Annotated in this window: 25 protein-coding genes; 9 read left to right on the forward strand and 16 right to left on the reverse strand. The window is 39.0% G+C overall.

Annotated features, from left to right (window positions below):
- Nucleotides 1-27: 27 nt before the first annotated feature.
- The 8 genes from aspS (at nt 28) to CORI_RS06810 (ending at nt 7305) form a co-directional block, all read left to right on the forward strand.
- Nucleotides 28-1779: an aspartate--tRNA ligase gene (aspS, locus tag CORI_RS06775; RefSeq protein ID WP_173031326.1), complete on the forward strand. Its 1752-nt coding sequence runs from the start codon at nt 28-30 to the stop codon at nt 1777-1779.
- A gap of 9 nt (nt 1780-1788) precedes the next feature.
- Nucleotides 1789-2358, forward strand: coding sequence for an adenylate kinase (locus CORI_RS06780; protein WP_173031327.1), 570 nt, complete (start codon nt 1789-1791; stop codon nt 2356-2358).
- Nucleotides 2358-2618 (forward strand): hypothetical protein, encoded by a 261-nt coding sequence (locus tag CORI_RS06785; RefSeq protein WP_173031328.1) that lies wholly within the window; start codon nt 2358-2360, stop codon nt 2616-2618. The genes CORI_RS06780 and CORI_RS06785 overlap by 1 nt, the downstream gene beginning before the upstream one ends.
- Nucleotides 2619-2745: 127 nt before the next feature.
- Complete coding sequence (locus CORI_RS06790) at nt 2746-3129, forward strand: YgiW/YdeI family stress tolerance OB fold protein (protein WP_173031329.1); 384 nt, start codon at nt 2746-2748, stop codon at nt 3127-3129.
- Between the two features lie 303 nt (nt 3130-3432).
- Complete coding sequence (ppa, locus tag CORI_RS06795; protein WP_169942569.1) at nt 3433-3951, forward strand: inorganic diphosphatase; 519 nt, start codon at nt 3433-3435, stop codon at nt 3949-3951.
- A gap of 37 nt (nt 3952-3988) precedes the next feature.
- Complete coding sequence (locus tag CORI_RS06800; protein WP_173031330.1) at nt 3989-4150, forward strand: hypothetical protein; 162 nt, start codon at nt 3989-3991, stop codon at nt 4148-4150.
- A gap of 288 nt (nt 4151-4438) precedes the next feature.
- Nucleotides 4439-5614 (forward strand): alpha-hydroxy acid oxidase, encoded by a 1176-nt coding sequence (locus CORI_RS06805; RefSeq protein WP_173031331.1) that lies wholly within the window; start codon nt 4439-4441, stop codon nt 5612-5614.
- 44 nt (nt 5615-5658) lie between these two features.
- The gene (locus tag CORI_RS06810) at nt 5659-7305 is read left to right on the forward strand and encodes an L-lactate permease (RefSeq protein WP_173031332.1); all 1647 of its coding nucleotides are present in this window, start codon (nt 5659-5661) and stop codon (nt 7303-7305) included.
- Nucleotides 7306-7517: 212 nt separating this feature from the next.
- On the opposite strand, the gene CORI_RS10800 is transcribed toward CORI_RS06810, so the two are convergent.
- From CORI_RS10800 to CORI_RS06875, 14 genes are all read right to left on the reverse strand, one after another.
- Complete coding sequence (locus CORI_RS10800; protein WP_301952197.1) at nt 7518-7640, reverse strand: hypothetical protein; 123 nt, start codon at nt 7638-7640, stop codon at nt 7518-7520.
- A gap of 88 nt (nt 7641-7728) precedes the next feature.
- Nucleotides 7729-9603: a bifunctional tRNA (5-methylaminomethyl-2-thiouridine)(34)-methyltransferase MnmD/FAD-dependent 5-carboxymethylaminomethyl-2-thiouridine(34) oxidoreductase MnmC gene (gene mnmC / locus CORI_RS06815; RefSeq protein WP_173031333.1), complete on the reverse strand. Its 1875-nt coding sequence runs from the start codon at nt 9601-9603 to the stop codon at nt 7729-7731.
- Nucleotides 9600-11117 carry an N-acetylmuramoyl-L-alanine amidase gene (locus CORI_RS06820; RefSeq protein ID WP_254064904.1) on the reverse strand — a complete coding sequence of 506 codons (1518 nt, stop codon included), beginning with the start codon at nt 11115-11117 and terminating at the stop codon, nt 9600-9602. The genes mnmC and CORI_RS06820 overlap by 4 nt, the downstream gene beginning before the upstream one ends.
- Nucleotides 11086-12183 carry a nitronate monooxygenase gene (locus CORI_RS06825; protein WP_173031334.1) on the reverse strand — a complete coding sequence of 366 codons (1098 nt, stop codon included), beginning with the start codon at nt 12181-12183 and terminating at the stop codon, nt 11086-11088. The genes CORI_RS06820 and CORI_RS06825 overlap by 32 nt, the downstream gene beginning before the upstream one ends.
- A complete protein-coding gene (gene tyrS / locus CORI_RS06830) occupies nt 12183-13391 on the reverse strand; it encodes a tyrosine--tRNA ligase (protein ID WP_173031335.1) in 1209 nt (402 codons plus the stop codon). Before tyrS ends, CORI_RS06825 begins: the two co-directional genes overlap by 1 nt.
- Nucleotides 13392-13402: 11 nt before the next feature.
- Entirely contained in the window at nt 13403-15592 is a 2190-nt protein-coding gene (locus CORI_RS06835; protein WP_173031336.1) for a bifunctional (p)ppGpp synthetase/guanosine-3',5'-bis(diphosphate) 3'-pyrophosphohydrolase, read from the reverse strand.
- Entirely contained in the window at nt 15576-15794 is a 219-nt protein-coding gene (locus tag CORI_RS06840) for a DNA-directed RNA polymerase subunit omega (RefSeq protein WP_173031337.1), read from the reverse strand. Before CORI_RS06840 ends, CORI_RS06835 begins: the two co-directional genes overlap by 17 nt.
- 15 nt (nt 15795-15809) lie before the next feature.
- The gene (pyrH, locus tag CORI_RS06845; RefSeq protein ID WP_169942578.1) at nt 15810-16529 is read right to left on the reverse strand and encodes a UMP kinase; all 720 of its coding nucleotides are present in this window, start codon (nt 16527-16529) and stop codon (nt 15810-15812) included.
- 71 nt (nt 16530-16600) lie between these two features.
- On the reverse strand, nt 16601-17866 hold the full coding sequence (locus CORI_RS06850; protein ID WP_173031338.1) for a murein hydrolase activator EnvC: 1266 nt from the start codon (nt 17864-17866) through the stop codon (nt 16601-16603).
- Nucleotides 17863-18678 carry an FtsX-like permease family protein gene (locus CORI_RS06855; RefSeq protein ID WP_173031339.1) on the reverse strand — a complete coding sequence of 272 codons (816 nt, stop codon included), beginning with the start codon at nt 18676-18678 and terminating at the stop codon, nt 17863-17865. The genes CORI_RS06850 and CORI_RS06855 overlap by 4 nt, the downstream gene beginning before the upstream one ends.
- A complete protein-coding gene (locus CORI_RS06860; RefSeq protein WP_169942584.1) occupies nt 18665-19336 on the reverse strand; it encodes a cell division ATP-binding protein FtsE in 672 nt (223 codons plus the stop codon). The genes CORI_RS06855 and CORI_RS06860 overlap by 14 nt, the downstream gene beginning before the upstream one ends.
- On the reverse strand, nt 19320-20504 hold the full coding sequence (gene trmB / locus CORI_RS06865; RefSeq protein WP_173031340.1) for a tRNA (guanosine(46)-N7)-methyltransferase TrmB: 1185 nt from the start codon (nt 20502-20504) through the stop codon (nt 19320-19322). The genes CORI_RS06860 and trmB overlap by 17 nt, the downstream gene beginning before the upstream one ends.
- Nucleotides 20504-21724, reverse strand: a complete 1221-nt coding sequence (locus tag CORI_RS06870; RefSeq protein WP_173031341.1) for a fibronectin type III domain-containing protein — start codon at nt 21722-21724, stop codon at nt 20504-20506. Before CORI_RS06870 ends, trmB begins: the two co-directional genes overlap by 1 nt.
- Complete coding sequence (locus CORI_RS06875; protein ID WP_254064905.1) at nt 21654-22640, reverse strand: RluA family pseudouridine synthase; 987 nt, start codon at nt 22638-22640, stop codon at nt 21654-21656. Before CORI_RS06875 ends, CORI_RS06870 begins: the two co-directional genes overlap by 71 nt.
- A gap of 48 nt (nt 22641-22688) precedes the next feature.
- Here CORI_RS06875 and CORI_RS06880 point away from each other — a divergent pair, with 48 nt between their 5' ends.
- Entirely contained in the window at nt 22689-23798 is a 1110-nt protein-coding gene (locus tag CORI_RS06880; protein ID WP_172201892.1) for an FtsW/RodA/SpoVE family cell cycle protein, read from the forward strand.
- A 25-nt stretch (nt 23799-23823) separates the two neighbouring features.
- Here the strand turns inward: CORI_RS06880 and CORI_RS06885 are convergent, their stop codons facing one another.
- Nucleotides 23824-24033 (reverse strand): alkylphosphonate utilization protein, encoded by a 210-nt coding sequence (locus CORI_RS06885; RefSeq protein WP_173031342.1) that lies wholly within the window; start codon nt 24031-24033, stop codon nt 23824-23826.
- A 143-nt stretch (nt 24034-24176) separates the two neighbouring features.
- Nucleotides 24177-25637, reverse strand: a complete 1461-nt coding sequence (locus CORI_RS06890; RefSeq protein ID WP_173031343.1) for an aldehyde dehydrogenase family protein — start codon at nt 25635-25637, stop codon at nt 24177-24179.
- Nucleotides 25638-25812: the final 175 nt, after the last annotated feature.

Raw genomic sequence — 25812 nt, forward strand, 5'->3', positions numbered from 1 at the left:
TCAAAAACGAATTTTAAGGAGTATCTAATGCGAAGCCATTATTGCGCAGAGCTTAGTGCGGCGGACATCGGCAAAGAAGTCGATCTTTGCGGCTGGGTCAATACATATAGAGACCACGGCGGAGTTATCTTTATCGATTTAAGAGATAGAACAGGGCTAATCCAGCTGGTTTGCGATCCTGCCGATAGCATAAGCGCTCATGAAATAGCGTCAAAAGTTCGCGACGAGTATGTTTTAAAAATTAAAGGCAAGATAAGAGCGCGTGGCGAAGGACTTGTAAATCCAAGGCTAAAGACCGGCGAGATCGAAGTCGTAGTTGGCGAAGTAATAGTTGAAAACCCAAGCGAACCGCTTCCGTTTATGATCAACGATAACTCGGTAAATGAAGACATCAGGCTTAAATACCGCTTTTTGGACTTAAGAAACGAGCGCTTGCAAAATATCTTTAAAATGCGCTCAAAGGCTGCGATTGCTGCTAGAAACGCACTTGATAGGCTTGGCTTTATAGAATTTGAAACGCCTATCCTAACTCGCGCTACACCCGAAGGCGCAAGAGATTATCTGGTGCCAAGCCGCGTATATCCGGGACAATTTTATGCACTTCCGCAAAGCCCTCAGCTATTTAAGCAGCTTTTGATGTGTTCTGGCTTTGATAAATACTTCCAGATAGCAAAATGCTTTAGAGACGAGGATTTGCGAGCTGATCGCCAGCCTGAATTTACGCAGATTGATATCGAGATGAGCTTTATTAAGCAAGATGATATATTAAATATGGCTGAAGAAGTTCTAAAAGACATCTTTGCAGCCTGCGGATATGATGTCAAAACGCCGTTTAGACGCATGAGCTACAAAGAAGCTACCGAAACATACGGCTCGGATAAACCTGACCTTAGATACGATCTAGCTATGGTTGACGTGATTGATATATTTGCTCGCTCGACAAATGAAATTTTTAGCTCTATCGCAAAAGATCCTAAGAAAAACCGCATAAAAGCGCTTAAAGTGCCAAACGGAGATAATATATTCAGCAAACGCGAGATGAATAGATTTGAAGAATTTGTGCGCAAATTCGGAGCTCAAGGACTAGGATACTTCCAGATGAAAGAGGACGGATTAAAAGGTCCGCTTTGCAAATTCTTTGAAGAAAAAGACCTTCAAGAGATAGTTGATAGATGCGAGTTAAAACTTGGCGATGTCGTATTTTTCGGTGCAGGCAAGAAAAAGATAGTGCTTGACTATATGGGAAGATTTAGAATTTTCTTAGCTGAGCAAATGGGAATCATCGATCAAGACAGAATGGAATTTTTATGGGTGCTAGACTTCCCTATGTTTGAACAAAACGACGACGGAAGCTACTCTGCAATGCACCATCCGTTTACCATGCCTAAAAATATAGACGAAGAGGACCTGGAAGATATCCTATCCATAGCTCACGACGTTGTGCTAAACGGCTTTGAACTAGGTGGAGGAAGCGTGAGAATACATAAAAATGACGTTCAGCAAAAGGTATTTAAACTTCTTGGCATAGATGAAGCCGAGCAAAGAGAGAAATTTGGCTTCCTGCTTGACGCGCTTAGCTTTGGAGCGCCACCGCACGGAGGTATAGCGATAGGATTTGATCGCCTTGTGATGCTGGCTACTAAATCAACCAGCATTCGCGACGTCATCGCATTCCCTAAAACACAGCGCGCACAATGCCCTATGACAAAAGCGCCAAGCGAAGCAAATTCCGAGCAACTTCGAGAGCTTGGACTTAGACTAAGAGAAAAAACCAACTAAGGAAATTTGATGAAAAAACTATTTTTAATAATCGGAGCACCGGGAAGCGGTAAGACAACAGACGCAAATTTGATCGCAAAAGGCGATGAAAGCTTTACTCACTACTCCACGGGCGATCTGCTTAGAGAAGAAGTTGCCAGCGGAAGCGAGCTGGGCAAACTTATCGACAGCTACATCTCAAAAGGAAATTTAGTCCCTCTTGAAGTGGTCGTAAATGCGATAATAAGCGCTATAAAAAGCTCCAAAACACCAAATGTCGTGCTTGACGGATATCCTAGAAGTGTTGAACAGATGAGTGAGCTTGATAAAGTCCTCTCTGCGCAAAATGAAATCGCGCTAAAAGGCGTTATCGAAGTTGCCGTTAGCGAAGATGTAGCCAGAGAGCGTGTGCTTGGACGTGCAAGAGGCGCCGATGATAACAACGAAGTCTTTAATAACCGCATGAAAGTATATCTTGAGCCAATCGGCGCAATTCGTGAATTTTATTCAAGCAAAAATTTGCTTCACGAGATAAACGGCGAAAGAACGATCGATGAGATCGTAGATGATATGAGAAAGCTTATTTTAAATTTACTCTAATGAAAAAGCTTATTATCGCTGCGCTTATGACGCTACTGGCAGGGTGTGGATTAACAAACACTTCAATAGAAGCCAGCTATACTAAGTGCAGCGATAACGCAAGTAAAGCCATTGAACGCAAGATAGATAAATTCTTAAAAAACACCAAGGCAAGTGATATAAATTTGGATTTTGTTTGTGAAATCGGTGAGGGTAGCGATGAAATTAGCGCACCTACTTATTTGATATTAATCCGAGAAAAAGCCCCAAATTCTTATTAACCTTTTCTTAACAAATTCCCATTACAATTTGACTTAATTTATAACAAATTTCACAGATAGTTATAATAAGAGCAACAAAAGTCGGCTCCACGGAGCTTAAAAAATAAAAATTTAAAAGGATAAAACAATGTTAAAGAAAATCACTATTTCAGCTCTTTTGGCTAGCTCGCTTCTAGCAAGCGGAGGATTTACGGGTGCTAACGCCAACACTACGCAAAATCAAGGCGGATTTACCGGCAAGGGAAGTGCGACTTTAATGAGCGTAAAAGAGGCTTTAAATTTAAGAGATGACGCCCCTGTCATACTTGAAGGTAAAATAAGATCGCAAATCAGAGCCGAACACTACGAATTTGTAGGTAAAAGCGGCGATGTAGTCGAGATAGAAATAGACAATCACATCTGGAAAGGCGTAACGGTAGATGAAAACACGCCTATAAGAATAACGGGCAAAGTCGATAAAGATCTTACAAAAACAACAATAGACGTAAAATCTGTTGAAATAATAAAATAACCAACCATACACTCTAAAGCCTTTTTTAAAACTCAAATTTTGCAAAGAGGGCTTTAGGGCAAATTTGATTTGCAACTCACCAAAACAGCCATATAACTTATCATAGCTTTACAAAGGCTAATTTAAACCAAAACTTTAAAACCGCCTCATCTCAATGTCTATTAGATTTAATCTCAAACCTGCTTTATCAAGTATCATAAATCAACTTATACCAAAGCCGATATCAAGTGCAGGCTGTCAAATTTAACTTAAATAAAAGCCGCAAATAAGTATAATCACACGCAAATAAACCAAGGAGCAAACATGGATATATCAAAAATCAAAGCGGGCTCAAATCCCGATAAAATCAATGCCGTAATCGAAATCCCATACGGCTCAAACATAAAATATGAAATTTGCAAAGACAGCGGTGCGGTTTTCGTTGATCGAGTACTGTATTCTGCGATGTTTTACCCTGCAAACTACGGCTTCGTACCAAACACGCTAGCAGAGGACGGCGATCCTGCCGATATCTTGGTGCTTAACGAGTATCCTTTGCAAGCCGGCAGTGTCATCCCTTGCCGATTGATCGGAGTTCTCGTGATGGAAGATGAGGCGGGAATGGACGAAAAACTTCTTGCGGTTCCTGTTAGCAAAATAGATCCAAGATACGAGAATATAAAAACATACAAAGACCTTCCTGAAGCGACGTTAAATAAGATAAAAAACTTCTTTGAAACCTATAAAATGCTTGAACCGAACAAATGGGTAAAAGTAAAAGAGTTTAAGTGTGCCGATACGGCAAAAGAAATTTTAGATAAAGCGATAAAAAGCTATAAATAATATAAGCCCCTAAATTTGGGGCTTTAAAAGGTAAAATTTGAAACAAATACTACTTATACTAACAGCTTGCGCCTCATTACTTGCCGCCTCACAAGAAAGAGGCGTCATAGATATGCACGGAGGCAAAACTCAAAAATACGGCGGATTTTCAAAGAAATTTGAACACAAAAAACCGGCAGACTCCAATACTACAAAATAAATTTTAAAATAAAACAATAAATAGCAATCATGCTGTTTATTGTTTTATCTACATCCATAAAATTTGATATATAAATCATTTAATATCTTGATAAAATTTTAAAGAAGTAAAATATAGAATTATATATTTAAACTTGCATTCTTTAAGATATAAACTACAACAATAAATTTATTATTTAAAAAGTTATAATAAGAGATAATTGTCGGTAATTTTATGAGAATGATTTTTAATATTTCCATATAAAAATCATATTACCAAAGTTAATCAATTCTTAAGAAGGATAAAACCATGCAAGACTTAACTCTAATGACCAACATAGAGGATCTAAGACAAGTTTGCTACCACAATGTTCCAAAAATGTTCTACGAATACGTAGATACGGGCTCTTGGACTCAAAGAACCTACCATGAAAATCACACTGATTTTAAATCTATCAAATTCAAGCAGAAAATTTTAGTTGATATGACAAACAGGAAGCTTGAAACCAAATTGTTAGGAGAGACGGTCAAATTCCCGGCTATGACCGCTCCTGTAGGTTTTATGGGTATGATGTGGGCGGACGGCGAGATACATATGGCTAGAGCCGCACAAAAATTTGGTATACCTTTTACTCTTTCTACTATGTCGATTTGCTCTATTGAAGATCTTGTAGAAGCAGGAATAGAGCCGTTTTGGTTTCAACTTTATGTTATGCGCGATAGGGATTTTATGAAAGATCTCATAAGAAGAGCTAAAGACGCTAAATGCTCTGCCTTAATGGTAACTGTTGATTTGCAAGTACTGGGAAATAGACATCGCGATATCAAAAACGGTCTTTCTACTCCGCCGAAATTCACAATACCGAATTTAATAAATTTAAGCACTAAAATACCATGGGGATTAAGATATCTTAAAAATAGAAGATGGACATTTAGAAACATCGCCGGACACGCCAAGAACGTAAGCGATTTAAGCTCGCTTAGCTCTTGGACCAAAGAGCAGTTTGATCCGAGTTTAAACTGGAGCGATATAGAAGAGATTAAAAATTTATGGGGCGGAAAGCTTATTTTAAAGGGCATTATGCTGCCTGAAGATGCAGAGAATGCGGTTAAGCACGGAGCCGATGCAATAATAGTTTCAAATCATGGCGGACGTCAAATGGATGACACGATCTCTTCTATAAAAGCTCTTCCCGACATAGTTTCGGCTGTCGGCGATAAAACGGAAGTTTGGATTGATAGCGGATTTTATAGTGGTCAAGATATGCTAAAAGCTTGGGCTATAGGAGCAAAGGGTATTATGCTAGGAAGAGCGCCTGTTTACGGATTGGGCGCTTACGGAGAAGCCGGGGTAACAAGAGCTCTTAAAATTTTATATGACGAGATGGATACTACAATGGCTTTTGCAGGACACCGCAATATCCAAAACGTTACAAGCGACATCTTGATACCGGGCACTTATCCTACTCCGATATTTCGCAAATAGTCATAGGCAAATTTAGCTTTAGCGGATTTAGATTAGGAGAAAAAATGCAAAATTACTTTATACAAAACTACGATCCTGTTTCAAATTTATGGCTTAGCGCAGCTATCGCCGCTTTGCCTATATTTGTATTCTTGCTTTCTCTTGTAGTTTTTAAACTAAAAGGATATGTAGCGGCATTTTTGACCGTCATCGTTAGTGTCGTGGTGGCTATTTTGTTTTACAAAATGCCTATTATAGCAGTCGGTATGAGTTTTATTTACGGGTTTTTATATGGTCTTTGGCCTATTGCTTGGATTATCCTGTGTGCTATTTTTCTTTACAAACTTAGTGTTAAATCAGGATATTTTGAGGTGCTCAAGGCTAGTATCATGATTATATCGCCCGATCATAGAATTCAAGTCATGCTCATAGCCTTTTGTTTCGGCTCTTTTTTAGAAGGAGCGATAGGTTTTGGCGCTCCTGTTGCGATATGTGCTGCACTGCTAATGGGCCTTGGGCTTAAACCTTTAAGTGCAGCAGGACTTAGCATGGTAGCCAACACCGCAGGTGCTGCCTTTGGAGCGGTGGGTATACCGATTACGGCTTTAGCGGGAACCGTAAATTTAGATCAGACTCTCATATCAACTATGGTAGCTAGGATGCTTCCGCCTATAACATTTTTAGTTCCATTTTTTCTGGTTTTTTTGGTGGGTGGCTTTAAACGAATAAAAGATGTATTGCCTCACGTTATCGTGGTTGCAGCTAGCTATACCGTTACACAATACGCAACAGCTAAATTTTTAGGTCCTGAGCTTGTAAATATAACATCGGCTATCGTATCTATCTTTATGCTATCCATTGCTATTAACTTATTTAAGATAAAAAATATTTTTAGACTTGACGGCAAAGAAGATTTCACACAAACAAAGAATCTTGGATTTGAGCAAATTGTAAAGGCGTGGCTGCCGTTTATATTTGTTATTGTTGCTATTGTTGTTTGGAATTTAGACATATTTAAAAGCATAATGGGATTTGCGGATATCAAATTCGAAATACCGAATTTACACAACACGGTAGTGCAAGCAGCTCCTATAGTAGAAGGAGAGCAAGCTATATCGGCTATCTATAGTTGGTCCATCATAAAAGCTACGGGAACGGCAATACTGTTAGCGGCAGCACTTACTATACTTACTCTTAGAATCAAATTTGAAGTGGCGAAAGATTCTGCGATAGAAGCTATAAAAGAGATGACAATGCCGATCATAACTATAGGATTCATAGTCTCTTACGCCTATATAGCAAAATACAGCGGTCAAGCCGCAACTATGGGACTTGCCTTTTCAAGTACAGGTAATGCATTTAGCCTATTTTCGCCTGTTATAGGTTGGCTTGGTGTCTTTTTAACAGGTTCGGTTACTAGTGCAAATTTGCTTTTTGGAACCCTTCAACAAGTAACGGCTAATCAGTTAAATGTACCCGATGTTATATTTCTAGCCGCAAATACTGTGGGCGGAGTAGTCGGCAAAATCATCAGTCCTCAAAGCATAGCCGTAGCATGCGCAGCCGTAGGAATGGCAGGGAGAGAAAGCGAAGTACTAAAATTTACGCTTAAATATTCTCTTATTTTTATAGTTTTAGCAAGCATCATAACTTGGCTCGTGGTTCATGTATTTCCACAGCTTGTGCCTATAGTAGTGAATTTCACTAATTAGAGTTTATAAATCAAAATAATGGGCTTAAAAAGATTTTTATTAACTAAAATTTTTAAGCCCATTTAATAAAATCACAAAATAACCTGCATATAAATTAGACAAAAACTTATTAAAATTAGAATAAAAAGAGCAATATCATTACTGCTAAAGAAATTTATCATACATTTTATATTATCGGGATCGCTTAGATAAATTATATATAAAATCGAAAGTCAAAATATCGTGCGTGCAGCACTCGCCACGCCACCGGGCTCAGTCTGAATCGACGGTCTAAACATATAGATAAAAGCGGTAAAAAACACTATTATAAGAGCAAGGACAAAAAGCTTTTTCATGGATTTATTATAACGAGTTATTTTATAAGACGTGATAAATATAGCTAGTGCTAATTAATTTGAATAGATCGCGTTTAAATTTTAAAAACTACTTAATGCCCTTTTTAAGCTTTCGTATCAAAAATCTAGCCGGATGAAGTGCGTCAAAAAGGCTCTTTTCTATACATAGCGGGCGTTCAAAAGCAAGATCACAGATGAGCTCAGCCGCAAGCACGGCGGTGCAGAGTCCGCGCGAGCCATGGGCGGTATTGATATAGACATTTGGGATATATTTGGCGTTTAAATTTTCGCTTTTATTTTTCGTCCAAAGAAGCGCTTTATAACTATTTTTATAAAATTCCTCATCATAAAGCCTTCCGACAATCGGAAATCTATCTCCGCTATAGCTTCTATAGCCTACTTTTGAGCCTAAAATTTCAGGCTCTTTGCCACTCAAAAACTCGACTATATCGGCTAAATTTTTCTCATCATCGCTGCTTCTAGGATCGTCTAGTTTTAAATTTCTATCATAGGTTGCACCGACAACCTGCACGCCATCAACCTCAGGGCAAACGTAGCCTTTTGCACTAAAAGGCAATTTTGTTTTGATAGCCTCTTTGATATGCGTAACCTGCCCGCGAACCGAGCTAAGCCGCATATCAAACTTCGCAAAGAATTCCATACTATCACTACCGATAGCAAGTATCAAAACGTCGCTAATTATGGTTTTTCCATTTTTAAATTTCGCCGATATTTTACCATCTGGCAAATTTTCATAACTCTCAAAATCGTATCCAAGCAAGACATTGGCGCACCTGCTTGCAACCTCACACATCTTGCGAGGTCTAGCCTTAGCACCCTCTTTTATAAATGCACTTGGATACGGCAAGCTGCTTAAATTTATATCAAAAACTCCATTTTGACTATCAAATTCCTGCCACTTTAAAAGACGCTCAAGCAGCTTATCTTCGTGTGCATAGTCTATAACACCGCTAAATTCGCACTCGCTTGAACTCATCGTATCTTTATAAAACCTAACGGCCTGCAAAAAAGCGTTCATGTGCATTCTGCCAAGCTCTACCTCCGGCTTTGTGATAAGCGGCATTAAAATTCCAGCATGATTTCCAGAGCCGTTTGTAGCTATCTTGTCTTTCTTTTCAGCCAAAGTAACTTTTACGCCAAGCTCATTTAGCTTATAAGCGCTAACACAACCTGCCACGCCCGCACCTATGATAAGCGCTGTTTTTGCCTTTTTAGAGTTATTTTGCGTGTCGTATCTACTAAACCAAGGGTTTTTTACTACGCCTTTTTCGCTCATAAGTCTAGCGCTTATCATCTCGCGCTTTTTGCCAAAGCCTTTTAGCAATGTAACTTCAAAATTATTTTTAACAAGAGCGTCTTTTACGACTCTTGCGCTTGAATATGTTCGCAATATCGTATCTGTTTTGCTTAGATAACAAATTCCTTTAAAAACTTCATCGCTCCACATACTATCGTTTTTGCTGGGTGCAAATCCGTCCATAAACCAGATATCGGCTCTAAAATCAAGCTCGGGCAAAATTTGATCGATCTTGCCAAAGCAAAGATCAAGCGTGATACGTGAATTTGCAAAATTTAGCCGGTGAAATCCTTGTATAAGCGGCGGATAGCTTTTTATAAGCTCATTTGAAAGCTCTTTAAAAACACCTAAATTTTGATAAATTCTAACAAGATTTTCCCTGCTGATAGGGTTTGCCTCGATACTAACATAATGCAAAAATTTGCTTGAGTCTTTAAATTTGTTTAGTGTTGTTAAAAAATTTAGCCCCGCTCCAAAGCCGGCTTCAGCGATGATAAACCGATCTTGCCTGTCCCAAATTTCATTAATTGCACTTGCAAATACATACTCGCTCTCGCCGGCAGGATTATCGGCGCTAAAGTATATATCTCCAAAATCATCGCTATAAGCAACTCCGTCTTTAAAGGAAATTTGAGCGGTTTTCATTGCTGATTTGCAAAATAGACATCAACGCCGTTAGCAATTCCTTTAGCGATAGCGTCTTGGTAGTTTGACTTACTTATTAGCTTGCCTTCATCAGGATGTGAGATGTAGCCCACTTCAAGCAAAACAGCGGGCATAAGCGCACCCACCAGAACCCAAAACGGAGCCTCTCTTACTCCACCGTCAACGACCTTTGAATTTATCTTTTTGGTTCTGGCAAGAACCTCTCTTTGGATATCGATAGCAAGCTTGTTTGAGGCTATGATCTTTTCTCTGTTTAAGAAATTTAAAAAGGTCTGTTTAGAGAAGAAATTCATCTCGTCTATGTCCGATTTGTTTTCAAGTGCGGCTACATTTTTGCTACGCTCGCTTCTTGCAGGCGAGAGGAAAAATGTCTCGATACCTTGCATAACTTCGCCTTTTTGCTTATTTGGAGCGGCATTTGCGTGTATAGAGATGAAAAGATCGGCAAGCTTGTCGTTAGCAAGCTTGGTTCTACTTCTGAGGTTTATAAATTTATCCTTTGTGCGGGTATAAAAGACCTTATATCCGCGTTTTTTAAGCTCATCGCCTGTCTTTAAAGCGATATTTAGCACGATATTTTTCTCTTTTAGCTTTCCATTTATAGCGCCCGGGTCATCGCCTCCGTGTCCCGCGTCAAGCACGATAGTCTTACCGCCTGTTTTTTTAATAGGTATCGCGCCTTTATTTGAGCTTTGCTCGTTTTGAACTTGCTTTTTATCCTGCTTCAAGCTTTTTTGCTTGTCGTCTTTAGCTACTTTTAAAGCAGGCTTTTTTTGTCCGGCCATTATAAAATGAACGGAATTTGCATCTATATAAAAATCAAGCTTTTGCTCTTTTTTGTTTGAAAAAACCACCCGAATAGTATTTTTATCAAACTGACTTACTCTAACTTCTTCTGAAAGCACATCTTTAAAAGTGTGAGATTTGCTTGTCCAAACGCCTCTGAAGTCATATACGTTTCTAAACATCCCTTGAGTGTTCAAAAGCATATGTTTGATATCGCTTGGGTGTAAGGGTTGATTGAATTTAATCTCAAAACTATCTTCATTTTTGATAATGGCAAGAATTTTTAAAGGGTTTTTCTTAGTAGAGTCTTTATCTATGATGATAGTCTCTTCTTCTACGTAAGTTTGCTTTTTTACATCCTTTTTAGCAGACGTCTTAGTGCTTTTAGTATCGGCTTGTCCGATATTTTTACCTTGATTTATTGTAGCAAGCTCTTTTTCATAAGGCTGTGCGTCAAGCTGAAGAGCCTTGGAACTCTCAATAAGCCTTTTTAAAGTTTCTATTTTGGTCTTGGTATCATTATCGATAATTGACTTGATATAAAGACTCTTCATATCGTGATGAAGCTCAAGCTTAACTTTTTTGCTCGCATTAGTAAATGCGCTGTCAAATTTCTTAAGCCTTGCGCTATCGGCGTATGAAAAACCGACAATCAAGAGCAATAATAGTAAAATTCTACCTATCTTCGCCATGTAAAAGTTTTGCAAAAAGCCTCTTTACGCTTATTATCTCTGTTAGTTTATATCCGTTAGCACCCGTAAAAAACAGCCCCGTTTCTTTTCGTCCTGAAAATGCGTCAAAAAGTCTATCGGCTATACAGTAGCCGACCTCTTTTGCCTCTTTTCCTCTTTGGCAAGGAGCTACGCAGTTGCTTATGCAGCTTATCTTTGGCCCGGTCTTTTGATCGACTAAATTTATAAGATTTGTCCTAACACCCCTTGCCGGATAGCCCACGGGGCTTTTTATAAGCTCAATATCCTCTTTTTTAGCGTTTAGCAAGACTTCCTTAAAGCCTTCGCTGGCATCGCACTCATGCGTTCCTATAAATCTAGTCCCCATCTGAACACCGTTTGCACCAAGAGCCATAACTCTTTTGATATCGCCATTATCCCAAATTCCGCCGGCTACTATTAACGGGAAATCACCCCACTCTTTAATTTCCTCTTTTACCGGCTTAATCAAATTTTCAAGCTGATATTCAGGATCAAGGCACTGCTCGTAAGTAAAGCCCTGATGCCCGCCGCTTAAAGGACCTTCAAGCACAACGGCATCAGGCAGGCGGTTATATCTCATACTCCAGCGCTTACAGATGATCTTAAGAGCTTTAGCCGAAGATACTATAGGCACAAGCGCTACTTCTTTAAAATTTTGCGTAAATTCCGGCAAATTCGTAGGCAGGCCTGCTCCGCTTATGATCACGTTTATACCGTGCTCGCAAGCATCCTTTACGATACGAGCATAGTCGTTACTCGCACAAAGCACATTTATACCAAGCGGCAAATTTCCGCAAATTTTTCTTGCGTTATCGATGACAGCCTTAAGTCCCTCGCGCGAATAGAAATTTTCGCTTCCCAAAGGCTTTGAATTAAGCTCTTTTGTGATATGAGTTCTGTTTTCATAATACCCTGTTCCAACCGAGCTAATCACTCCAAGTCCGCCTTCTAGGCTAACATTTCCGGCAAGTCTGTCCCAGCTTATGCCAAGCCCCATTCCGCCTTGAACTATCGGATACTTTATCTCGTATTTTCCGATTTTGATCGAGCTAAATTTCATTAAATTACCTTTAGTCTTGCAAATTTTCTCTTACCGACTTGCAAAACATACTCGCCCGAATCAAGTTTCATCTGCTCATCACCTATTTTTATCTGATTTACACTAACGGCATTTGCCGCTATATCGCGTCTTGCTTGCGAATTAGTAGAGCTTAGCTTGCAATGAGCAAGAGCTTCCACTATCCAAACGGGCGCTTTTAGGCTAAATTCCTCTATATCGGTTGGAATTTGATTTTGCGAATGCACTCTATCAAATTCAGCCTTAGCCTCATTGGCTTGCTCTTTGCTGTGATATCTAGCGGTGATCTCAAGAGCAAGAACCTCTTTAACCGCTTTTGGATGAGCCTTGCCGTTTGCGACTTCGTCTTTTAAAATCTTAATTTCACTTAAACTTTTTTCACTTAAAAGCTCGTAATATCTCCACATAAGCTCATCGCTCACGCTTAAAATTTTGCCGAACATATCGTTTGCGTTGTCCGTCACGCCGATATAGTTTTTAAGGCTTTTACTCATTTTATTAACCCCGTCAAGACCCTCAAGTAAAGGCATCATGATGACGGCTTGCTCTTTGCCGACATTATAAATTCGCTGCAAAGTTCTTCCCATAAGAAGGTTAAATTTCTGATCCGTTCCGCCCATTTCGATATCGCATTTCATCGCTACGCTATCATATCCTTGAAGCAACGGATATAAAAATTCGCTTATCGATATTGAAGCTCCGCTTTTAAATCTCTTTTCAAAGTCGTCTCTTTCAAGCATTCTTGCTACAGGAAACGTGCTTGTAAGCTCAACTATGCCTGCCGAGCCAAGCTCGTTTAGCCATTTTGAGTTAAACATTATCACCGTTTTTTCGGGATCTAAAATTTTAAAAACCTGCTCTTCATAGGTTTTAGCATTTTTTGCTACGGTATCTTTATCAAGCTTCTTTCTTGTTTCGCTTTTGCCTGTCGGATCGCCGATTTGCCCCGTAAAGTCGCCTATTAGAAACTGAACGATCGCACCGTGTTTTTGCAAAAGCGCCATCTTTTGAAGCACTACCGTATGACCAAGGTGTAAATCAGGAGCCGTCGGATCAAAGCCGGCTTTAACGTAGAAATTTTCACCCTTTTCGTAGTAGTTTTTAACTAAATTTACAACTTGCTCTTCGCCGATTATCTCCGCAATACCCTTTTTAACCTCTTCTATTATTTTTAAAATTTTTTCTTGCACCGCCTCTTTCCTTAATTTTGATGATAAGCATCATCAAGCGATATAAATTCCATTATCTTATAGCGATCTTTTAATCGCTCTTTTATCTCAGCCATATCTAAATTTTCTCCGATTTCTACGGTTAGATCAAAAAGATCAGCCGTAGCGTCGTGAGTCTCTAAAAGAGTTATTGTAGCTAAATCAACTTGCATTCTAGCAAGATATGTTAAAAATTCAGCCAAAGAGCCTCTGCGATTTTCAAGGCTTAAGATGATCTTGTATCTATGTGGAGCATTGCGAGTCCATTTGACAAATATCATTTCGTTTTTATCTTCGACAAGCTTCATCGCTCGCTCGCAAAGCTTGTGATGAACGGTTACATGAGATCCGCTCCTAAAGCCAAGGATATCATCGCCTCTTTTTGGATTGCAACAATAATCAAACTCAACGGTTGCTATTTTGTGATTTGAGTAGATAACTATATGATCAAATTTTTGCTTTCTAACAAGATATTTATCCGTTAGCCTAAGCGCAAAGGGTCTATCTTTTCTTATGTATTTTTTAAGCGCATTTACGACATCTTGCAGATACACCGAGTCATAAGCGGCTTTAAAAATTTTCTTAGTTAGCTTTTCGCTCTCTAGCCAAACCAAAATTCTATTTGTAGAAACTCCGAAAATTCCGCTTAAAATTTCAAGCGCTACGAGATTGTTTATGTCTTTTATCTTTTGTTTGCAAAGCGATCTTATAGTGGCTTTTGCCTTGCCCGTCTTTACGCTTCCAAGCCAAGAACAGCGATATTTAGGCTCATCTCCGGTTACTATATTTACTATATCGCCGTTTTTAAGCTCAGTTAAAAGCGGCACTCTCATACGATTTATGTAAGCTTCTTTTGCGTGAAGCCCTATCTCGGTGTGAATTTCATATGCATAATCAAGCGCCGTAGCACCGCGCGGCAGGGTAAAAATATCTCCCTTTGGCGAATAAACGGCTATATCCTCTACATAAAGGCTATCTTTTGCGTATTCGTATAGCTCTTCAGGATTGTTTTCAGTCTCGTTTTGCATGCCGATATCGCTTAACCAGTCAAGCTTAGGATTTAAAAACCCGCCGTTTTTATACTTCCAGTGTGCGGCAACTCCGTATTCTGCGGTTTTATGCATATCAAATGTGCGAATTTGAACTTCAAATATGCTTTTATTGTCAAAAATCGTAGTGTGGATTGTTTGATAGCCGTTTTGTTTAGGAAGCGCTATGTAATCCTTAAATCTTGAAATGAGAGGGTTGAAATTTATGTGTAAACTTCCAAGAGCAAGGTAGCAATCCTTAGGCTGCTTAACTAAAATTCTAGCCGCCAAAAGATCAAGCACCTCTTCTATAGAGATACCTTTTCTTTGCATTTTTAGGTATATGGAGTAGTGATGCTTAACCCGCTTTTGTATCTCAAAACTGCCTTCGGTAAAGCCGTTTTGCAATAAAATTTGACTAAGTTTATCAATAAATGAATTTAGCTTAAGCTGAAGCTGCTGCTTATGCTCAATTATGTAGTCATCTATCTTCTTATACTCTTGCGCAAGTGCATATTTAAAGCTTAAATCCTCAAGCAAATTTTTAATCGAAGAAATTCCAAGCCTGTGCGCGATCGGGGCATAAACCATAAGAGTTTCTTCGGCGATTCTTTTTTGCTTATCAAGCCTTAATGCATCAAGAGTAAGCATATTATGAAGCCTATCGCAAAGCTTGATAACAAGCACACGTACATCTTCAATCGACACCAAAAGCATCTTGCGAAAAGTCATCGCCGAGGCCGCAAGTCGCTCGTTAGAATCAGAACTTGCAAGCTTATCTTCTCTAATCGCAACAATCTTAGTTAGCCCCTCAACCAGCTTAGCTACCTCTTCGCCAAATTCTTCTTGTAAATTTTCCGTAGAGCATTCGGTATCTTCAACCACATCATGCAAAAGAGCAGAGATGATCATGCTGTCATTCCCACCCATATGAGCAACTATGGAAGCTACTAAAATAGGATGTATCGCGTAAGGTTCTCCGCTTTTTCTAAATTGCCCCGCATGAAAAGTTATGCACCAATCAATAGCCTTTTCGACATTTGGAGTAACTTCAAACAAAGAGTATAGTATCTCTTTTGCTTTTGTAACATCTCTGCAATCAGAAATTTTATCAACGAGTTGCTCTAAAAAAAGCCCGTTATTTATTATCTTCAACCATGCCCTCTAAGCCGATTTTTCCTTCGGCTATTTCGCAAAGCGCAATATCTGCAAATTTCATCTTGCTTACATCTTTATCAAGCAGACTTTTAGCTCCCGCGGCAAGCGCTTCAGCACGCTTTGCCACTACCAAAGAAAGCTTATATCTATCGTTTCCTACTGTTTTTAACGCTCTTGCGGCTACTTCTTCTAGTCTCATCATCTCTCCTTAAATTTAGTTTTTAACTACCGAACAAAATGCCGATTCGTCTTCGTTGATAATGCTTAATAAATTTCCGTCCTTAAACATATTGCATACTAAAATCGGTAGCTTGTTATCCTTGGCAAGGGCTATGGCAGTATCATCCATAACTTTTATATTGTCATTCATGGCCACTTCATAGCTAAGCTCTTTTAGTAGTTTGGCATCATCAAATTTCTTCGGATCTTTATCATAAACACCATCTACTTTAGTAGCTTTTATGATCATATCCGCATCAATCTCAATAGCCCTTAGGGTCGCAGCCGTATCGGTCGTAAAGAACGGATTTCCCGTTCCTGCGGCAAATATAACTACCCGTCCTTTTTCAAGATGTCTTTGGGCGCGTCCTACGATAAAGGTCTCGCAAATCGCTTCCATCTTGATAGCGCTTTGAACGCGCACGCTTAAGCCTGTTTTCTCAAGCGCCTCTCTCATGGCGATTGAGTTTATCACGGTAGCAAGCATACCCATATGATCGCCGCTTGTGCGCTTTATGATGCCGTCTTTTGCCGCACTTACGCCTCTTATGATATTTCCGCCGCCTATAACTATACCTACTTCAACGCCGTTTTCAACAAGTCCCTTAATCTGATTTGCGATAAATTTCAAAATTCCGTTATCTATCCCGAATCCGCTCTCACCTGCTAACGCCTCGCCCGAAAATTTAACCAACACTCGCTTTTTACGTTCCATAAATTCTCCTTAAAATTTACGCATTTTAGCAAATTTGTGTTTAAATTTTACTAATTCTAAGCCCCAAACAGCTATTTAAGGCTTATCATCTCAAGCGGATTTATGTGGTAGTTTTTCTGTGTAACTTCAAACGTAAGATCTCTTGCCACGCGTCCTATAACATATCCTCTAGGAACTTTTGAGCCGACCTTTATCGTAGGAGCTATCTGGCTTAAATGAGCATATATAGTGTGAATTCCGTTTGCATTTTCTATGATCACCACCTTATCAAGCATAGCCGTATCTTTGGCAAAGACTACTTTACCGCTTAGCACGCTTTTAACCTTGGCATTTGGCGAATTTGAGCTAAGAACTACCGATTCGTTAAAAATTTTGATGTTATATATAGGGTCTATATAGTTGCCGAATTTTTGCTTTACGGTAAAGCTATCAAGCGGAGCTATGGTCTTTTCGCCGCTATATTTTTTTACTTTACTTGCCTGATAACTTGATCCTATCTGTTTGACGTCGCTGTCATCGGGAGTAGTTTTATTTATCACTATTTGAGTGCTTCCGTCAGATTTCTTATCTTTTGATTTTTTAGCCGCCTCTTTAGCCTTTTTCTCAGCCTCTTTTTTGGCCGCTTCACTCTCTTCTTTGGCTAGTATCTTAAGCTGCTCAAGCGTCTTTCTGATCTCTTTTTGCTCTTTGTGGATGACAGAAAGCTGCCTTGAGTAGTTATTTTTATCTTTTTTTAAATTTGCAAGCGTCTTTGACTGAGCCTCTTGCAAAGCGGCAAGTTCTGATTGCTTTTCTTTGTATCCTTTGAGGTTTGATTTGATATTTTCTATCTTTTTGTTTTGCGTTTTTATAAGTTCCAGCGTCTTTTCATAATCTTTCGCCAAATTTTTAAAATCCTCTTTAAGCACGCTGTTTAAATTTGATAAAATTTCAGTGGCGATAATGCTTTCGTTGCTATCCTCATACTCTTTTGGCGTTATCAAATCAAATGCAAAATGATCCGCGATGATACGGATTAAGCTTTGTTCGATATATTTTTGATTCTCAAGAAGCTCTTTATTTTGCTCGGTTAAATCTCTTAGTTCGGAATTTGCATCTATAGCGTTTTTTTCAAGATCGGCTATTTGAGCGATAACCTCTTTCATCTTCTTGTCGCTTTCCTTAACCGCATCTTCGCCCGCCAAAATATCTTTTGCAAGATCGTCAAGCTTTTTATTAAGCTGTTTTTCTATCTCTTTTGAAATTTCCAAAGATGAGGTTTGAACCTTGATCTTTTCGTTTGTAGTCGCACAAAAAGCGAGCGAAAAACAAAAAAATAAAAGAGTAAAAATTCTCATAAGCTCTCTTTTTTAGCTCGTCTCATCACAAAGCTAACCGCTATCATGCTTAAAATAAGCGATATGCCAAGAAGCGTCGCTCCATCAACTATGATGTCGATTTTGGCTAGGTCTATACCCACTTCACTTGCCGTAGCTTTTATGATCTCAAAATCAGGAAGCATGATATAAAGAGCCACAACACAAACCGTAGCTATAAAAGAATCAATCACCGCGATCTTGTAAAGAACTCCCGATTTTAGCCAAAAGGAAGCGCCAAAAAGCGTCATGATATCAATTCTCTCTTTATGCTCATAAAGCCAAATTCTCATCTGCTTAAACAGCAACATAAGCCCTATAACAAGTATCAATAGCGAGAAAATTTGAGATATTTTCTTGATCAGCTGAAGAATTTTGTAAATTTTATCGTGAGTTTTTGAAAATGTCTCAACCTTGCTCACTCCGTCTATTTTTAAAATTTTATCTCTTATTTCGTTCATATAACCGGTGCTTGGAAAGCTATTTAGCTTGAGCGAATAAAATTTAGGCAAGGCGTTTTCAAGAGCGGATATATTTTTAGCCGAAATATCCTTAGATAGTCTATCAAGGACGGATTTAGCACTTAAGCTTTCAATGGATTCAAAAGTATTTACCATCGGCTTTATCATGCCCTCGTCAAGCTCTTTTGAGCTTACGATTATGATGTTGTAATCTTTATTCATCAATCTTTCATAATCTTTTATCGTATTTTCCGTAAGCGTTATAAACTGAACGCAAAAAAGTAGCGCTATCAGCGGAAAGATCACTCCCAAATGGTTTTTAAGCGATCTCATGCAAGCCTCCGTTTTCTATGACGAAATGGCGATAAGGTATGCGCAAAGTGGCAGGAATTTTATGCGTTACGACCACTACGCAAGTTCCCAAAAACTCTTTTGCCGATCTCAATAAAGACCAAATCACATCGCTAGAGTAATCATCCAAATTCCCTGTAGGCTCGTCGCACAAAAGCAGATGCGGATTGTGCGCTAAGGCTCTTGCCATGGCTACTCTTTGCTGCTCACCGCCGCTTAGCTCAAGCGGATATTTATGGGATTTATGAAGCAAATTTACATGCTTTAGCAGCTTTTGAGCTTGGTTTTTGCAAACGTTTTGCGAAAGTCCTTTTATCATCAAAGGCAGCATAACGTTTTTTTCGACACTCCATTCGTTTATAAGGCGGTAGTTTTGAAAGATGATACCGATCTTTTTTCTTAATTCGTCCAGCTTGCCTTGCTTGATGTTTGCCATCTCGCTTAAGCAGACGTTTAAAGAGCCCGAATACGGCTTGATCTCTCCGTAAAGTGACTTTATTATCGTTGATTTGCCGCTTCCGCTCTTGCCTGTTATTAAAACAAAATCGCTCATATCTATTTCGAAATTCACATTTTGCACGATGAGTTCGCTTTGAGTATAGCCCAAAGATAGCTCTTTAGCGCTAATTATTTTTTGCATTCGCCAAATACTCCTTTAACGCCAGATGCGCCTTTAAATTTTCCCTTGTAACAAGCGGCTTTTTGATTAGATATTCACACTTTTGATTTCCAACCAAGACATAGCAATGCTCCGGTGAAGCAAAAGCTCCAAACGCCACACGAATTAAAATTTCACCGCTTTCTAGCTCAAATTTCTCCTCTAAATGCAAAAAGCAATCATCCATTTTTATAGTGAAATTTTTAAAATTTGAAGCTATTTTTTGCGTATCGTATCCATGCTCAAATTTTAGTTCATCAAGTATTTCGAGCTCAGGACTATAAGTCTCACACTCAAAAATAGCGTCGTAGATGTCCTTAGACTGCTTTTTCCATCTGTCTTCATATTTACTACTAACGGCTAAATTTCTATTTTTATAAAGGCTTAGCTTTGCGCTTGTAAGATTTAAAATTTGCTCTATCGTGTAGTCGGTATAAGCTCTTGAATCGCTTCTAAGCTCAAATTTACCGCCATTTTTTAGCGTTCTTTCACACTCTTTTATAAATTTTTCAGACACTACCCTTCTGTGAGGTGCATCATCCCAAGGCACGGGAAAATGAAGAAAAATTCTATCTATAAAATTTGATTTTATAAGAGATAAAAGCAATCTTGCATCGGTATTTATAAGCGCTACATTGCTTAAATTTTTAGCTCTAGCAAGCTTTGCAACCTGCTCTAACGAGGGTTTATAAACCTCTATGCCGATTACCAGCGCATCCGCGCTAGTTTCGGCTTGATAGAGCAAGTGTCTGCCAGAGCCAAAGCCGATCTCTATAAAAATTTTGCTAAATTTAGACTCTTTTAAAATTTCTAAAATTTCGTTAGTATCAACGATAGCTGATGATTTTTGGGTTAGATGAGTTTTTTTAACAGCCATCGCTTCGGTTAAAATTTCTTTACAATTTAGCTCTTTAAATTTAACCAAAGCGCGTTGTAAAAGCCCTATTTTGGCTGGCTTTGTAAGCTTTTCACCCTTTATCACAAAGCCTTCTTTTTCGCGCTTTTTAATAACTATAAAAAACTCCTCGCCACCGCTTTTAGTGTAGATCAAATTTGAGTTTCTACCCTTTGCTTCCCACTGAAATTTGATATCTTCATCGCCGAAAGGCAAAGGGTTGAATTTTAAGTTTTTGGCTACGAAATTTGGCATTATTCGATACTTACCGATGCCTTTTTGGACTCGTCTGAATTTATGCCGTATTCATCTACGGCGATTACCCTATAAGTGTATTTAAGTCCGTAAGCTACGTTTGTATCGATAAATTCGTTGCCTGTTATATTTGTAAATTTTTGCTCTCCGCTATCGCCGCCCTCTCTTATGACCGTATAGCTTCTTGCCTTTTCGGAACTACTCCACTGAAGCTTCACCGCAGAGCTATCCGCAACGATTGAGGTTACTACAGGAGCTTCAATCGCCGCTAACGTAGACCCCACTACGGCTTCTTCCGGACGCTTTGACTCAAGTCCGTCTTTATCTACGATAGTGATTTTATAGTATCTTGTAGCGCCGTTTTCGTTTATTAAATCCTCGTAGCTGTTGGTTTTGGTTTTAGCAAGATAGGTGTAAGGCAGAAATTTATTTGAAGCGCTGTAAATTTTATAGTATCCAAAATCATCGCTTGCTACGCTATCCCAAGTTAAGATGATCTTTTTAGGAGTGTTGTTGCTGGCTTGAATGTTTGTCACTGTGCTAGGAAGTGGCTTGGTCGTAGAATCGACTATGGCGCTTGGCTTTGAGACGGTTCCCGTACTTGTTTTTACGAAAACTCGGTATTTATAAGCTCTGCCCGATTTTACGCTATCGTCTATGTATTCGGCATTTAGCCTGCCTTTAACCTCTGCGATCTGTCGCCAGTTTTCCTTGCCGATGTCAGCTTTTTCGACTATATAAGAAGCTACGCGAAGATCAGGGTGCGGTCTCCATATAAGCTTAACGCGCTCAGGCAAATTTGTAAGCGCTCTAACGAACGGCACCGAGTCCATAAGAGCTTTAGTGCTTGCACTTATCATGACACCGGAGTTTGAAATTTGCTTATTTGCGTTATATGTTCTCATTTCGTATGAATATGTCGTTTCAGGAGCCAAATTTGAATCCACGTGGTGGCTTGCGAAGCGATCTTTGATATCTGCTACCACTTTCATCTTGCCGTTGTTTTCGTTCGGATTTGAGCGATACAGATAATACCCCGCCACTTCAGGGCTTGGCGTAGGCGTCCATTCAAACCCGATTTCGGTCATATCGCTTATGGTTTTTAAATTTTGGATAGTCGGCAAGCTTGCATTGACTTGCGTAGGCGTGCTAGGAGATACGCAGCCACTTATCACAACCGCTAAAAGCGTCAAAGAGCCCTTTAAAATCAATTTTTTCATCAATAGTCCCTTTCTCAAATTTACTCAGTAAAATTTCTTCAAAATCGCCCCAAATAGAAGCGACAAAACTCATATGCTCACCGCTACTGGGATGCTTGAAATAAAGTCCGTAGGCGTGAAGCATAACTCGCCTGATTTTATCATTTTCGCTCTTAAATCCGTATAAAGTATCGCCTAAAATATGGCGGTTTATGCTTGCAAGATGAACTCTTATCTGATGAGTTCTGCCTGTAAAAAGTTTAGCCGCGATCAAATTTATATTTCCGCTTTCCACCAAATTCAAAAATGCGCTTTTAGCCTCTCTTCCGTCTTTAGTAATGGCTTTTTTAAGGCGATTATTTGGATTTCTGCCTATCTTTTTTTTAATTACGCAAGCTTCTTTTAGCGGCAAATCAGTGATGGCAAGATAAATTCTGCCCATTGTTTTATCGCTAAGCTGAGCGGAAAGTGCCGCGTGAGCGCGGTTGTTTTTAGCAACCACTATCGCTCCACTAGTGCCTTTATCCAGCCTATGAACAATTCCTGCCCTACTCTCTCCGCTTAAGGTAGAGAGCAAAAAGCCCTTTTTGCCAAGCCAATCCACAAGAGTAGCTTCCTTAACGCTTGGTGCTCCGTGCACGACTAAATTTGCAGGTTTATTTAGCACGATAAGATCATTATCTTCATAGATGATCGGCACATCAAAATCAGCTTCAAATTCTAAATTTTCACTCACGGCTTTTTTGAACTTAACTTCGATAACATCGTCTAAATTTAGCTTAACCGAGCCCTTTAAAACAGGTTTTAAATTTAGCTTTACACATTCGTTTTTGATCAAATTTGAAATTTGATTTCTTGAAATTTTAAGCTTTAAGGAAAGATAACTGTCGATTCTTTCGTTTATATTAGGCGCCTCTACGACGATAGTTTGGTTCAATCCATTACCTTTTTGTGTTATAATTCGGCTAAAAACAAGGCGAAAATTTTGATAAGACTTGATAGGCGAATTTTAACTCATTTTGATTTTGTGCAGCCCATTTTAATACTGCCTATTATAATTTTATCATATATTTTAGTACTAGAAGCAAACAGCGTCTTAGCCAGTAAGCAGATAGTTTATTTTGCGGTTGGCTTTTTGGCATTTGGCTTTTTTTTCTTGCTGCCGATTAAAAAGATCGAATGGATAATTCCGATGTTTTATTGGATTTGCATCATACTTTTAATAAGCGTTGACCTCTTTGGCGTAACCAAGCTTGGCGCAAAACGTTGGCTTGAAATTCCATTTGTCCACTTTACTATCCAGCCTTCAGAGATCATGAAGCCGTCATTTTTGCTTATGCTAGCATACCTCATCAAGCGCAGACCGCCTGACATCAAAGGATACGGGCTTAAGGATTTTTTGATATTTAGTTTTTATATCCTGCTGCCTACATTTTTGATTATGAAAGAGCCTGATCTTGGTACAGCTCTTATACTTCTTATAGTCGGATACGCCGTACTTTTTGTGATCGGAGTTAATAAAAAAATTTGGATTACTATCTTTGTAGCTATCGGAATTTCCGCACCTCTTATCTATGAAAACGTCCTTCACGATTACCAAAAAAAGCGAATAACCGATTTTTTAAGCGAAGAGTCAAGCTATCACGTGCGCCAAAGCATCATCGCCATAGGAAGTGGCGGACTTACTGGAAAACCAAAAGATGAAGCCACTCAGACGCACTTTAAATTTCTGCCGATTTCTACGAGCGATTTTATCTTTGCTTATACGATTGAGCGATTTGGCTTTATAGGCGGTCTTGGCTTGCTTATGCTTTATGGCTTTTTGATAGCTCACTTGCTTAGTCTAAATTACGGTCTAAAGGATGATTATTTCACGCAGGTTATCACGACGGGAATTGGAATTTTGATATTTATCTATGTCAGCGTAAATATCATGATGACTATCGGTTTTGCGCCTGTTGTGGGCGTGCCGTTACCATTTTATAGTTACGGCGGAAGTAGTTTTGTAACGTTTTTAAGCCTGTTTGGGATTTTACAAAATTTGCTTACATTTAGGTTTGATCCTACATACCGCTTTGTGAAGATTAAATTTTAATTTAAGCCAAATTCATGGCTTAAATTTAGACTTTCTTTAAAAACTCGGTTTTAAGCACGATAACGCCCATTTTATCGATCTTGCACTCAACCTCTTTGTCGTTTCCCGTTAGCTTGATGTTTTTAGCCATTGTTCCGCGTTTAAGAGTTGCGCCCGCACCTTTTACTTTAAGATCTTTAATCAAAGTTACGTTATCTCCTGCGTTTAGTTCTGTTCCGTTTGCATCTTTTGGCATGTTTTCTCCTTATAAAATTTCAGCCATTATAGCAATTAAATATACAAACAAGCAAAAACATATAATCCAAAACTAAAATTTGATAAAAATTTGCATTTAAGAGTATGGCAAAATATCCCCAAATTTAGGGGATATTTTAACTATTAATAAAAGCCGCTTGGTTTTCCCGTTAGATCGATCATGATATTTTTCATCTGAGTGTAGTGCTCAAGTATGATTTTGTGCGTCTCTCTGCCTATGCCTGAGTTTTTATATCCGCCAAATGGGCTTCCGGCAGGAATTTGGTTATAGCAGTTTACCCAGACGCGACCTGTTTCCATCGCGCGTGCGGTTCTTAGCGCTTTTGTGATATCTTTAGTAAAGACCCCACCGCCAAGGCCATATTCGCTATCATTTACCATCTTAATAAGCTCTTTTTCATTCTTAAATTTGATGATAACGCCTACAGGTCCAAATATCTCCTCTTGCGCTACTCTCATATCGTTTGTTACGTTTACAAGAAGAGTAGGCTTCACAAATGACTTGCCCGCACTTGCAAGCTCTCCGCCGACCGCTACTTTTGCGCCTTCTTTTTTGCCGATTTCTATGTATTCTAGTATTTTTTTGGCCTGCTTTTCATTTATCTGAGAGCCCATTTGAGTCTTTTTATCAAGAGGATCTCCAACTTTTATCTTTTTAAATTTCTCAACAGCTGCGGCTACAAATTTATCGTGTATACTCTCTTCGACAAAAATTCTACTTCCGGCACAGCATACTTGACCTTGATTAAATAAAATTCCTATCTGAATTCCATCAATTGCCAAGTCAAAATCAGCATCGGCATAGATGATGTTTGCCGACTTTCCGCCAAGCTCAAGTGTCGCAGGTATGATCTTCTCAGCTGCGGCGATAGCGATATCTCTTCCTATTTCGGTTGAACCTGTAAAGGCTAACTTATCTAGACCGTTATGCTTTGTTATATATTCTCCCGCCTTACTGCCTTTTCCTGTGATTACGTTTACCACGCCTTTTGGCAATACATCCTTAATCAGCCTCATAAGCTCAAGAACGCTAAGGCTGGTTTCTGAAGACGGTTTAAACACGCTGGTATCACCAGCTGCGATAACGGGAGCTAGCTTCCATGCCGCCATCAAAAACGGAAAATTCCAAGGGACTATCTGACCCACAACTCCGATAGGCTCGCGCAAGATCACGGAAAGCTGCTTTTCATTAAGGACATTTGCACTTCCCCCTTCAGCTTGTATAACGCCGGCAAAATACCTAAAATGCTCTGCCGCATAAGGGATATCTACGTTCATAGTTTCGCGAATCGGCTTACCGTTTTCCATCGTTTCGACAGTCGCCAAAAACTCTTTGTTCTCATCTATAATATCCGCGATTTTTAAAAGAATTTTTGAGCGCTCCGCTACGGTTGAGCGTCTAAACGTCTCAAACGCCTTTCTTGCGGCTTTTACCGCAGCATCGACATCTTTTTTAGTCGCATCGGCTATTGAGGCTAATTTCTTACCTGTTGCAGGATTAAAAGTATCCAGAGTTGCACCGTCGCTAGAAGGCACAAATTCACCATTTATAAACAGCTGATATTTATCTTGCAGTTTAACCATAATACAATCTCCTTTGGTAGAATTTAACAAAAAAATTATATTACTCAAACTTAAATACTCGGATAACTGGATAATATTTATTAATAAATTTTTATATAAAAATATCAATTTTACTTCCGGTATTTTTATATAAAAAGTTACTAATGGTGGGTTCGCCAGAAGCCGAACTATATCG

The organism is Campylobacter sp. CCUG 57310 (assembly GCF_013201975.1).
GTDB classification, from domain to species: Bacteria; Campylobacterota; Campylobacteria; order Campylobacterales; family Campylobacteraceae; genus Campylobacter_A; species Campylobacter_A canis.